Below are 13040 nucleotides of genomic sequence, written 5' to 3'. Positions count from 1 at the left end.
ATATGAAAAATATTGTAAGTATAATTTTTGTGATTTTATTATTATTTTGGAATAGTATATCAGCTCAACAGGTTGTTCCGACGATTGATATTTCGGGGCAAAAAGAACGTCAGGTTATAATTGCTTCCGGAGCGGAGGATATTTATCAGGGACATCCGACAACAGTATTAATGCCGGATGAAAAAACTATATATTGCGTCTGGACTTTTGGACATGGTGGTGTATGTGGTCCGATGGCTAAGAGTTCAGATGGAGGAAAAAGTTGGACACAGATTGTAACACCAAAAGATTGGAGTACAATGAAAAATTGTCCAAGTCTTTATTTAATGGCAGATCATACAGGCAAACAAAGACTGATGATTTATGCTTCTGAGCCGCTGATGGCCCAGGTTTGTAGTGAAGATTATGGTGAGACATGGACATCTGTAAAAAGTTTGGGAATACCGTGTGTGATGGCTTTTACCAGTATGGTTCGTTTAAAGAATGGAAATTACCTGGCAATGTATAATTGTCGTCCTGAAGGAATAACCGGGCCTCCTCAAAATGAAGTATGGCAAGCAATTTCAGAAGATGGAGGTTTATCTTGGGGTAAAACTAAATTAATTATACCTAATACTATGGATAATATTCCGTGTGAACCATGTGTTTTTGATTCTCCGGACAGAAAAGAACTAGCGTGTTTGATTAGAGATAACAAACGTGACGGGCATTCTTTGTTGATTTTTTCTTTAGATGAGGGTGAGACGTGGTCTGAGGTTAAAGAAGCGCCGTGGGGACTAACAGGAGACAGACATGTTGTGAAGTATGCCCCCGATGGACGTATGGTTGTGGCTTTTAGAGATATGGCTCCATTCAGTCCGACAAGAGGGCATTTTGTTATTTGGGTAGGGAATTATAATGATTTGAAAAAGCAGTCGGGAGGACAATATAAAGTAAAGTTATTGCATAGTTATGCGGGTTCAGACTGTGGTTATCCGGGATTGGAAGTTTTACCGGATGGAACTTTTGTTGCAACGACTTATATTAAATATGAAGAAGGGAATAAAAAGCATTCGGTGGTATCAGTCCGGTTCAAATTGGAAGAAACAGATAAAATATTGGGGTATGCAAAGTAGATATTTATTATTTGTTTTGTTAATAATATTGGGAGCATGTAATCCGTATTCGGAGCATATTGAGGTTACTATAAAGCAGCCTGTTATCCCTGTCCTGATCATGAAAGAAACAAATCCGGTATTAATGATAAGATTAATAAAAGATATGTCTTATGATTGTAATGTGGAGAAAATTGTTTTATCGCTGGAGGGTACATCGAACTTGGATGACATAGAGTCTGTTTCTTTGTATGGTTTGGATAAACAATATAGAATACGGGATACAATGTTATTGGGAAGCCCACAGCGTCCAGCCAATGAGATTCTATTTCAGGATAATTTTTTATTGAGCCGGGATACTACAACATTGGGGGTATCTGTTAAATTAAAAAGAAATGCAGGACTTTCTCATCGTATAAATGTAGTATGTAAAAGTATACAGACAACAGATGGAAAAGTTAAAGTACCGTTATTACCTCCATCCTCCGGTTTACGGGTAGGAGTAGCTGTCCGTCAACATAAACAAGATGGTGTGGACACCTATCGTATTCCGGGATTAACCACATCGAAGAAAGGTACTTTATTGGCTATTTATGATGCTCGTAGGGATAACTCCAGAGATTTACAGGGAAATATAGATATTTGTCTGAATCGAAGTTTAGATGGTGGTCAAACATGGGAACCCTTGCAAACTGTTTTGGATATGAAAGAATGGGGTGGATTACCGGAAAAATATAACGGAGTTAGTGATGCTGATATTCTAGTGGATGAAAAGACTGGAGATATCTATGTGGCAGGTCTTTGGATGCATGGTGTTTTGGACGGGAATACAGGTAAGTGGGTACAAGGATTGACACAAGACAGTACCCGTTGGATTCACCAATGGAGAGAAAAAGGTTCTCAACCTGGATTGGGAGTGAAAGAAACTTGCCAGTTTCTGATCACTAAAAGTATGGATGACGGCTTGACGTGGAGTGCCCCCGTTAATATAACAGCACAAACTAAGCAAAAAGATTGGTGGCTTTATGCTCCGGCTCCCGGACATGGAATTACTTTAAAAGATGGAACTTTGGTTTTTCCGACTCAAGGACGTGATTTGAATGGACTACCTTTTTCTAATATAACTTGGAGTAAAGACGGTGGTAAAACTTGGAGAGCAAGTAATCCGGCTTTCAGTGATGTAACAGAATGCATGGCTGTGCAACTATCGGATGGTCGTGTTATGTTAAATATGCGTGACAATCGTAATCGTATAGAGAAAGAAAATGGACGCCGTATTTGCGTAACCTCTGATTTGGGAGAGAGTTGGATGGAACATCCGACATCCCGTAATGCATTGATAGAACCAGTTTGTATGGGTTGCATTCATAGGCATGCTTATAAAGAGAACGGAATGGAAAAGAGTCTTTTACTCTTTTCTAATCCTGATTCAAAGACAGACCGTAATCATATGTCGGTTAAAGTCAGTTTTGATGATGGTAACACATGGCCTGAAGAACATAAAATAGTATTGGATGAATATAATAGTTTTGGATATTCCTGTATTACTTCCGTTAACGATTCTGTTATCGGAATCCTTTATGAAAGTAGTCAGGCGCAAATGGTTTTCCAACAGATTCAATTGAAAGAACTTTTACCTAGATAAATTTCATGTTAATTTATTTGATATAATCTTAACAACTTTCCCTTTATTTTGTTTTATAAGAAAATGGTCGTAAGACATACTACAAAATAGGAAGTTGAAATTTATATCATAAACAAATATGAGCTTGAAAGAATCGTACTGGAAATATTCCCTGATAATTATTATTCTGGTAATGGGGATAATACTTTTTATTGAATTTATCCCGTTCTTGGGAGGGATACTGGGAGCTTTTACCATTTATATCTTATTGCGGAAGCAATTACAATACCTGACAGAAAAGAAGCGGCTGAACCGAAGTCTGGTCGCTATCCTGTTATTGCTGGAAACCATTCTTTGTTTTCTTATTCCGTTGTCGCTGGCAGTCTGGCTGTTCGTTAATAAATTGCAGAATATAAACCTGAACCCATCCGAACTGGTGAGTTCCTTTGAGCATATTGCCGACCTGATCCGTGAGAAGACCGGGTTTGATGTACTTGAAAAAGATAATATAGCCTCCATTGTATCTGTATTGCCTAAGGTAGGTCAGGCTTTGATGGGAGGGATCAGCGGTTTTGCCGTAAATGTGGCAGTTCTTGTCCTTATTCTTTATTTTATGTTGATTGGAGGAAGTAAGATGGAAACATATCTCTATGAGATCCTCCCTTTCAGTAAGGAGAACAAACGTGAAGTGTTGAAAGAGATCAACATGATCGTAACTTCCAATGCTATCGGTATTCCTTTACTGGCAATTATTCAAGGAGCTATTGCGATGGTAGGATATTGGATATTTAATGCCCCGAGTCCGTTCCTGTTCGGTTTTCTAACCTGTTTTGCTACGATTATCCCGGTTGTTGGAACTGCTTTGGTTTGGTTGCCGCTGGTGGTGTATATGGCGCTGACCGGTGATTGGGTGAATGGGCTGGCTCTGATGGCTTATGCATTGATCGTTATTACCAATGTGGATAATTTGATACGTTTCGTTCTGCAGAAGAAAATGGCGGATACCCATCCATTGATCACTATCTTTGGAGTAATTATCGGCTTGTCCCTGTTTGGTTTTATGGGGATAATATTCGGACCGTTACTGATCTCTGTCTTTATACTTTGCTTTAGCATGTTTAAGAAAGAGTATCTGGATAAGGACAGATAATAGTTGACAGTTTGCGTACAGAATGAATTGCATTAAAGGCGATGCATCGAAAGTCTGTATTAAAGAACGCAGAATACGCAGACAAGGCGCAGAGCAGCGCAGACAATATTGATTTTAATAAACATAGTCTGCGGAACTCTGCGTATTCTGCGTTGTCTGCGTTCAGTAATTGCTATTTTGATACAGCCTCTTTGATACTAATAACTGAACGGTGTCATTTTAGCATACGCTTTATAGTCTTTGATCATGCCGGGATAACCTTCTTCGGCACGCGGCAGATAACGGAATCCGGAGATAGTTACATTTTCACGCAGGTCTATGACTACCTGGTGAGGATATTTCGCCTTTCTCGCCGTACTCCAGTAAGTAGATTCCTGCAGGTCGAATATTTTATCGGCTGTGAAATTACCACCATAAGTTTCTTCACTGTCTGCATAAACTATTTTCCAATGTTGACGGGAGAGAGGTTTGCCGTTTTCGTCCAGCAGATAGAATTCAGCAAGAGCAGCAATGTCTTTACCATCCTGTGCATTGAGTGCTTCCAGACAGAAATGACGAGCCTGTACAGGTGTATCGAATTTTACTTCCTGCCAACCGTTACCAGGCTTTAAGGAACCTTGTCCGACCGGTTTTTCATTTTTCAGGTTCAGGTTTTGTCCTTCCTTCCGGTTTGTCAGCGGAGCTTCCGGTCGCAACATATCGAGGATAGGGGTCTTTAAACCTTTGACAGATGCCTTTTCCGGTCCTTTCAGGTCGAGAACAATAATTTCATTTTCTCCTTTTTTGAGCCAGCAGCCCGGCATGAACAACGTCTGTTGAGGACCGATTTCCCAAAAACGTCCCATTGCCTTTCCGTTCACCCATACCATACCTTTTCCCCATGTCTGCATATCCAGGAATACATCGCCGGGAGTTTCCAGATTGAAAGTTGCCCGGTAATAAGCCGGTCCGTCTACTTTTGTTCCGGGTGCATATTTTTTATCTTTAACGAATGAATAGTCTACAGGCAAGTTGTAAACCGTCCAGTCTTTCAGTTCCTCTGCAGAGTTCTCGGTGATCAGCGCTACTTTATTCGTAATACCTTTCCGGTCATGGATTGCCTTGTCAAAGTTGACGCGTCCCATCGCTTCGATAAGGATATCCAACTGAGCTCCGGCTGCAGAGGCTGGCAGTTTGATCGTGTTTTCTCCGCGGCGCCGATCCAGGCGACCGACCAGTTTACCGTTAATGAAAACCTGTGCCCAGTCGTGCACCTCGTCTATTAACAGGGTTGTTCCGGCTTTGACTGCCGGTAAGGTCGTGCGATACAGGATTGAACCCCAACCTTGGTCGAACTCTTCCATAGGCTTGATGTCGTGAGTCTTTTTGGGTTCCGGCAGGTTGTCGAATAACAAAGCTGTCTCTTTCATTTCAAACTCAGGGATTTCAATGACAGGAAATGCTTCCGGTACTTCCGATTGAACTTCACCCGGTTCCATATATTTGGCCAGAAGCTCACGCAATTTGTAGTATTTCGGAGTTGTCCATCCGGCTTCGCTGATCGGTGCATCATAATCATACGAGCTGCACATCGCTGAATAGGCAGGACTGTTTGCACCTCCCCAATGTCCGAAAGTGGTACCTCCATGAGTCATATATAGAGAGAAAGAGATATTCCGGTCCAGCATATCTTTCAATCCGGCAATCATTGTTTCCGCGTCACGTGTTTCGTGTTTCCTTCCCCAATGGTCGAACCATCCGCTCCAAAATTCACTACACATGAGCGGAGTGTTCGGACGTACTTCTTTCAGTTTTTTGAATTGTTCTTCTATATTGGCTCCGGTTCCGAAATTGACGGTCCATACCAGGTCGTCGAGTGCATTGTTCTGGAAGTTGGAACTCCAGTCGCATTGGAAAAGCGGAACATCGGTAAATCCGGCTTCACGCAGAATATCCCGGTTTTTGGCAATATAGGCTTTGTCGGTAGCATATGCACCATATTCATTTTCAACCTGCACCATGATGATATTACCACCGCGGCTGATTTGCATGTCAGCCAGCTGTTTCCCTATTTCATTCATGTATAAACGCACGCGTTCAATGAAATACGGATCGTTGGTACGCAGTTGTATGTCTTCTTTCTTCAGCAACCACCAGGGGAGACCGCCCATTTCCCATTCCGAGCAAACATACGGACCGGGACGTAGCATGATATACATACCGTGTTTTTGAGCCAGACGGCAGAATGCCGCGATATCATTTTGTCCGGTAAAATCGAACTCTCCGGGTTTCTGTTCATGGATGTTCCAAAAGGCATAGATACAAATCGTGTTCATGCCTAAAGCCTTACACATCTGAATTCGGTGTTCCCAGTATTCGACTGGTATACGGGTGTAGTGAATCTCGGCAGCCTTGATGGTGAAAGGCTTGTCGTTCAGGAGAAAAGTCTTGTCTCCAATCTCGAATTTTCCTTTTTCTCCGGAGCTGCTGTTGCAACCGGCTAACAGAAAAAGGAGTAAGGTCATCAGAATTGTCATGTTCTTCATAAGGTGATTCTTGATAAAATTAAGTTTATAAATACTTTCGGATGGTAAAAGTAGATAAATTTGTGAATATTATCGGTATAATAATAGTTCATATTGGACTAAAATCGGTTCTATTCTTCTGAATTTATGTACCTTTGCGGCATAATTCAAGTAAACGTTGAACAAAAATGAAGAAGTTAATAGTAATTCCGTTGGTAGCCGTCGGCATGATGGCAATGGCGGGGTGCAGTAAATCACCTGTGAAGGAAACTGCAAAAGTGGACGCCATCAATCTGGCAAATTTAGACACAACAGTCGCTCCCGGCACTGATTTTTATGAATATGCTTGCGGGGGATGGATCAAGAGTAATCCTCTGAAACCGGAATATTCACGTTTCGGAACATTCGATCAGTTGCGTGAAAACAACCAGGAGCAATTACGTACGCTTATCAATGAGCTGGGAACTACTTCGCAGGAAGCAGGAAGTGTAGCCCAGAAAATCGGAATGTTGTATGAAATGGGTATGGATAGCGTCAAGCTGAATAAGGATGGCCTGTCTCCTGTAAAAGAACAACTGGATGCTATCCAGCGTCTGGGTACAAAAGCTGATGTTGCTAAAATGGTCGCCGTTTTGCACAAAGAAGGAATGGCTCCATTCTTCGCTTTGTTTGTCGATGCGGATGAGAAGAACAGCTCGATGAATATCGTTCAATTGTATCAGGCTGGTTTAGGTATGGGTGACCGCGATTATTACCTGCTGGACGATGATGCGACGCTAAAAGTGCGTGATGCTTACAAACAATTTATCGGACAACTGTTTACATTGACCGGAGCATCTCCGGAGCAAGCCGATGCTGCTGTAAATGCAGTGATGAAGATCGAAACCGGTATTGCTGAAATCTCTTTCAGCCGTGAGGATTTACGCGATACGCAGAAAAACTATAATAAGATCAAACTGGATGAATTCAAGGCGAAGAATAATCCTTTGGACTGGGATGTCTATTTTGAGAGCATGGGTCTGATGGAAATAGAATATCTGGATGCCAAACAGCTTCCGTTCTATGAAGCATTGGGTGAATTCCTGAAAAACGTATCTATCGACGAACAAAAATATTATCTGGCATTTAACCTTCTGAATGCGGCAGCCCCTTATCTGAGTGATGATTTTGTAGCTGCTGAATTTGATTTTTACGGAAAGACAATGTCAGGAAAGCAGGAACAGCAACCTCGTTGGAAACGCTCCCTGTCTACAGTCAACGGTGCTTTGGGTGAAGCTGTCGGTCAGATGTATGTTGCCAAATATTTCCCGGCTTCGTCTAAAGAAAAGATGTTGGAGTTGGTCGGTAACTTGCAGAAAGCATTGTCCGAACGTATTGCCGGCCTTGAATGGATGAGTGATGAGACAAAGGCTAAAGCACAGGAAAAATTGTCTGCCTTTATCGTAAAGATCGGTTATCCGGATAAATGGCGTGATTATACGGCTCTGGAAATCAAAGACGACTCTTACTGGGCAAATGTTTGCCGTTCGAATATCTTCGAGATGGACTATATGTTGCAACAGGCAGGCAAGCCGGTTGACAAAGCCCGTTGGGGAATGACACCGCAGACAGTGAATGCCTATTACAACCCGACTACAAACGAAATCTGTTTCCCGGCAGCGATCCTTCAACCTCCTTTCTTTAATCCGGATGCTGACGATGCTGTCAATTATGGTGCTATCGGTGTCGTGATCGGTCATGAAATGACTCACGGATTCGATGACCAGGGACGTAACTATGATAAGGACGGTAACCTGACTGACTGGTGGACTGCCGAAGATGCCGTTCGTTTTACAGAACGTGCCGACCGTTTGGTACAGCAATATGATAATATCATTGTCATCGACAGCGTTCATGCCAATGGCCGCTATACCTTAGGTGAAAACATTGCCGACCAGGGTGGTTTGTTGGTATCTCATCTGGCTTATCTGAACTCATTGAAAGGAAAGGAAACTCCGGCTCCGATCGACGGGTTTACGAATGAACAGCGTTTCTACCTGGGATATGCAACCCTGTGGGGACAGAATATCCGTCCGGAAGAAATCCTGCGTCTGACGAAGATAGACCCGCACTCTTTGGGTAAATGGCGTGTGAATGCTGCTTTGCGTAATATCGATACATTCTATTCGGCTTTCGATATTAAAGAAGGTGATCCGATGTATATGATGCCGGCTGAACGCGTAGTGATTTGGTAATGCTGGAATACAGATAGTATATATATAATGTATAAAGCGGGATAGTCGTTACGATTATCCCGCTTTTTTATACCTGAAACAGTTGTTCAGGCAAATATAAATTTCAAAAGGAACAGAGCTGCCAGTATATACATGGTAATACTTATATCCCTGTGTTTTCCGCAAAACAACTTGACCAGTACATAGCAAAGTAATCCCAATACCATTCCGTCTGCGATAGAGTAGGTGAGTACCATCATGATAATGGTAATGAAAGCCGGGAGTGCTTCGGATATATCATCCATATCGATCTTTGATACCGAGTCCATCATAAATACCCCGACAAGCACTAAAGCTCCGCTTGTTGCTGCACTGGGAATAAGCAGGAACAACGGAGCAAAGAACAAAGCCAGGATAAACAGCAATCCTGTTACCAAGGAGGTAAAACCGGAACGTCCTCCTTCAGCAATGCCCGAAGCACTTTCCACATAAGTGGTAATGGTCGAACTACCCATCATCGCCCCGATCGTTGTACCTATTGCATCAGACATCATCGCCTCTTTCACATGTGGAATATGTCCGTCTTTCCCCATGATCCCGGTTTTGGAAGCCAGACCGACCAGTGTCCCTACCGTATCGAATATATTCATAAACAATAAGGTGAAAATAACGATCGCCATATCCAAAGTAAAGAACTCGGTGAAATCAAATTTGCAGAAAGTCGGCTCTATCGAATGAGGCATGGAGACTGGAAGAAAACCTTCCGGTATTTCCGTCACTCCCAGCGGTATCCCGGCCAACGTACAAATCAGGATACTGTAAAATAAAGCACCCTTCACCTTCTTTACAACCAGGATTCCGCTCAGTAGGATACCCGTCATTGCCAGGACGGAAGACGGCGTGAACTCCCCGAACATAACGAACGTTGCCGGGTTCGGGGCAATGATCCCTGCATTTTTTAACCCTATAAAAGCGATAAACATACCGATCCCGGCCGAGATGGCATATCGCAGGTTCATCGGGATGCTGTTGAGAATAATCTCCCGGATGTTCAGGAAAGTGATCAGGATAAATATCACCCCTTCGACAAACATCGCCGTCATTGCTGTTTGCCAGGAATACCCCATTCCCTGCACCAGGGTAAAAGCGAAAAAAGCGTTTAACGCCATACTCGGCGCCTGTGCAAACGGAAGTTTGGCCATAAAAGCCAATAGGAAAGTCGCAATAGCGGAAGCCAGTGCCGTTGCTGTGAAGACAGCCCCTTTGTCCATTCCGGTAGTGCCCAGGATAGAAGGGTTGACGGCCAGGATATAACTCATTGTCAGGAAGGTCGTTATTCCTGCGATCACTTCCGTACGGATTGTCATGGTCTGTTTGTCAAACCCCAATAGTTTTTGTATCATATATTTTGGATTAATCGAATGTCCACTTTATCGCCAGTGTCGGAATGGTATAAAAACCGTTGCGACCGCCGAAGTTATGACTCAGTTCCACTTCACTTCCGACACTCAGCTTGAACTTATCATCAACACCTTTCAGCTTGTTTAAGTTCACCCATATCTGCGGTTCGGAAAGGAAAATAAAGTTCCCGTGGTCGTTCTTCTCCCGCCACCAGTCGGCAAACCCGCTGAATGTGCACAACCCGTTTTTAGCAAAATGAATATACCAGGTACCCGTCAATTGGAAATTGTTCGGGCTACGGTGTTTCTGGATATATTTGTACATAGGAGTAAAAGTAAACCCTTTGGAGAAGTCCTTATTATTATATGTATAGGTGAAACCTCCTAGGTAGGCATTATTATAGGAAGCCCCTTTCATCAAACCTCCGTTATACTCTATATGGACGGAGAAAGGCGGTTGCCAGAAACTCAGTTCGCGGGCAATCTCCCAGTATGCCGAAGCAACTCCGCTGCTTTTGTAATCCATATCTACAAAAAAATAGGTGCTTCCCCATTTGTCAGGCTTGAACATTTCCACGGTGGAAGTCAGTGCCGGGCGACCGTCCAGATCCTTGTCATAGAGAGCACCTCCGAAATCATAGTGTAACTGAATGTTTTGCGCTTTCCCACAGAAAACGGCGAGCAATAAAATCGCCAGAGTAAAAAACTTTCTCATGCTGATCGTTTAAAATAAATATGTATGGAAGCCACAAAGGTATAAAAAAAGCAAGACCTTCAAAAAGTCCTGCTTTGACATTCTCAGATCAGATCCCTGAGCAACCAGGCGAGGTAACAGAGGTACACCACAATCAGTGCCCACCCTTCGGCACGCGATATTTTCTGTCCGCTTTTTACCAGCGGTAGCAGAAGCAGTGTTAACCCCAGCATGACCAGTAGGTCGACATAGTTTACGTTCTTTGCAACGATCGGTTTGACCATTGAACTGGTTCCTGCAATTGCCAGGATATTGAACAGGTTGGAACCAACGATATTTCCGATGGCAATATCCGGATTTTTCTTGAGTGCGGATACGACCGATGTTGCCAGTTCCGGCAGGCTTGTCCCGGCTGCAACGATAGTCAATCCGATCACCGCTTCGCTGACACCCAGTTCCTGGGCTATCGATACGGCATTATTGACCAGCAGGTTGGAAGCGAATATCAGAATAACCAGGCCACCTACGATATACATTACATCTTTATACCAGGCTTCAGGCTGTTTTTCCAGCTCTCCCGCCAGTTCTTCCACTTTCTTTTCATGCTTGCGTGAGTAATACAGACTGAAAATCGTATAAAGAATGATGCCGGCTAAGAACAGGCAACCTTCCAATCTTCCAAGCGTTCCGTTCCAGAACAGCAGGGTGAAAACAACAGTGGCTACGATCAGGATAGGAATGTCCAGGCGTGTAAGCTGGCGTTTGGCCTGCAATGGCTGGATAACGGCAGAAATACCGAGAATAGCTGCTATATTGAAAATGTTGGAGCCGATGATGTTACCGACTGATATATCCCCCTGGCCCGATAAGGTGGCATTCAGGCTGACCACCAGTTCCGGTGCGCTTGTTCCGAATGCAACGATCGTAAGACCGATCACCAGGTTTGATATCTTTGCTTTCAGGGCTAACTCAGAACTCCCTTTAACCAACCAGCCCGCTCCGATATAGAGAGCAAACAGTGAAAGAATTAATAATGTAACGCTTGTTATCATGGTCGCAAATTTACTAATCTTTTATTACAATGTCTGGCTTCCTGTTGTCCGATAATCAAAAGATTATCGTAACCAAGTAAACAGCAAGTTATTTTTTAGGCAGAAAAACGTACCTTGGATAACCCCGGATCACTACGGAGTAACAGCAGGAAGCTACTAGACATTTTAGTTAGGGTTGTTAGGAATATTCGTATTAGTGATTTAATATTCGTATTCTTCCTTTGGCTCTTTAGCCGCTTGTCTCAACTGTATGCCTCGAAGTACGACCATACAGATTGTTACAAACCCCAGTACTCCCATTGTTACATCTTTAGTGACTGCATTGTCAAAATCGGTTGTACCGATTAATACCAATATGATAAACGATACCATCATGACAGCGTCTACCAGGTCCTTATTTATCTTCATTTTATTAACTTATTAAAGGTTACTTTTGTTCAATTATTTTTACTTTTTTTCTTCGACAGCTGTTTCTTCAGTAGAATCGGTGCCGCTCAGGCCTTTCATAATACCGAACAAACCATATCCCAAAGCAAACATTACAACCAATAACTTAATATAGTCATTAGGAATGATGGAGCTACAAGCTAATACGCAACCAATGATTGTGATAATAACCGACAGATAAATACGTGTTTTATTTGATTTTTTAGTAGACATAATATTTTAATTTTTAAATGGATAAATAAATGTAAAATTGCTTTTTTTGAACTGTTTCGTAGCAGCTGATAGTAACGTTATAGAACATAACATTCCCTTATCCTCTCTCAAGAGGAGAACAGTTACTTTCATCGCCCATAAGCCGAACCAGTCTGAATTCGATTAGACGGAGTTATCCTTTAAAAATTAAATAATGAGTTTCCGTAGGGCAAACACATGTTGTGCCGTACGGCAAAGGAGTGTAGACAAATTTATAGTTTGACATTCCGATACATTTTCCAACACTTTACGTTGTACATTCATTTCTTTCAGGCGGATATCCTGAAGAGCTTTCTCCGCTATTTTCAGCGTGCGTAAGTGAAATGTATTATTAGTCAGTTGAACCGTTCTGCGGGCATTCAGACCTTTGCTTTCTTTCAGGTCTGTACTTAATACATTGAGGTAGTATTGTACATCTGCAGAACTTTTTTCTTTCATGACAGCCTCTTTTTGAGACACAGCGATATCGTTGCTTTCGATCTCCTCTTGGGGAGAGAAAAGCAAGAAGCCGAAAAGCAGAGTCAGTATGAATAGAAAATTTTTCATGCTGCAAAGATATACGAATTCTTAATAAAAAAACAAATGATTGTGCTTTTTGTTTATACTTTTG

General features: G+C 42.5%; 11 protein-coding genes. 4 read left to right on the top strand and 7 right to left on the bottom strand.

Annotated features, from left to right (window positions below; genetic code table 11):
* Positions 1-2 precede the first annotated feature (2 nt).
* The 3 genes from DXD68_RS05020 to DXD68_RS05010 all read left to right on the top strand — a co-directional run bounded on the left by DXD68_RS05020 (position 3) and on the right by DXD68_RS05010 (position 3868).
* Entirely contained in the window at positions 3-1115 is a 1113-nt protein-coding gene (locus tag DXD68_RS05020) for a sialidase family protein (RefSeq protein WP_122360583.1), read from the top strand.
* Positions 1105-2739, top strand: coding sequence for a sialidase family protein (locus DXD68_RS05015; protein WP_122360582.1), 1635 nt, complete (start codon positions 1105-1107; stop codon positions 2737-2739). The genes DXD68_RS05020 and DXD68_RS05015 overlap by 11 nt, the downstream gene beginning before the upstream one ends.
* A 118-nt stretch (positions 2740-2857) precedes the next feature.
* Complete coding sequence (locus DXD68_RS05010; protein ID WP_122360581.1) at positions 2858-3868, top strand: AI-2E family transporter; 1011 nt, start codon at positions 2858-2860, stop codon at positions 3866-3868.
* A gap of 197 nt (positions 3869-4065) precedes the next feature.
* Here the strand turns inward: DXD68_RS05010 and DXD68_RS05005 are convergent, their stop codons facing one another.
* Positions 4066-6393, bottom strand: a complete 2328-nt coding sequence (locus tag DXD68_RS05005) for a beta-galactosidase (RefSeq protein ID WP_122360580.1) — start codon at positions 6391-6393, stop codon at positions 4066-4068.
* A gap of 167 nt (positions 6394-6560) precedes the next feature.
* Here DXD68_RS05005 and DXD68_RS05000 point away from each other — a divergent pair, with 167 nt between their 5' ends.
* Complete coding sequence (locus tag DXD68_RS05000) at positions 6561-8606, top strand: M13 family metallopeptidase (RefSeq protein ID WP_122360579.1); 2046 nt, start codon at positions 6561-6563, stop codon at positions 8604-8606.
* 86 nt (positions 8607-8692) lie between these two features.
* Here DXD68_RS05000 and DXD68_RS04995 read toward each other — a convergent pair whose 3' ends face one another.
* The 6 genes from DXD68_RS04995 to DXD68_RS04970 form a co-directional block, all read right to left on the bottom strand.
* A complete protein-coding gene (locus DXD68_RS04995) occupies positions 8693-9988 on the bottom strand; it encodes an NCS2 family permease (protein ID WP_122360578.1) in 1296 nt (431 codons plus the stop codon).
* A gap of 10 nt (positions 9989-9998) precedes the next feature.
* Complete coding sequence (locus tag DXD68_RS04990; protein ID WP_122360577.1) at positions 9999-10700, bottom strand: DUF5020 family protein; 702 nt, start codon at positions 10698-10700, stop codon at positions 9999-10001.
* An 83-nt stretch (positions 10701-10783) separates the two neighbouring features.
* A complete protein-coding gene (locus tag DXD68_RS04985) occupies positions 10784-11731 on the bottom strand; it encodes a calcium/sodium antiporter (RefSeq protein WP_122360576.1) in 948 nt (315 codons plus the stop codon).
* Between the two features lie 201 nt (positions 11732-11932).
* On the bottom strand, positions 11933-12139 hold the full coding sequence (locus tag DXD68_RS04980; RefSeq protein ID WP_122360575.1) for a hypothetical protein: 207 nt from the start codon (positions 12137-12139) through the stop codon (positions 11933-11935).
* 39 nt (positions 12140-12178) lie between these two features.
* The gene (locus DXD68_RS04975; RefSeq protein WP_122360574.1) at positions 12179-12391 is read right to left on the bottom strand and encodes a hypothetical protein; all 213 of its coding nucleotides are present in this window, start codon (positions 12389-12391) and stop codon (positions 12179-12181) included.
* 186 nt (positions 12392-12577) lie between these two features.
* Positions 12578-12976: a hypothetical protein gene (locus tag DXD68_RS04970; protein WP_122360573.1), complete on the bottom strand. Its 399-nt coding sequence runs from the start codon at positions 12974-12976 to the stop codon at positions 12578-12580.
* Positions 12977-13040 lie beyond the last annotated feature (64 nt).

This window comes from Parabacteroides sp. TM07-1AC (assembly GCF_003480915.1).
Taxonomy (GTDB): domain Bacteria; phylum Bacteroidota; class Bacteroidia; order Bacteroidales; family Tannerellaceae; genus Parabacteroides; species Parabacteroides chongii.
Note: the sequence above shows the minus strand (reverse complement) of the source record. Positions and strands in the feature narration are given on the sequence as shown.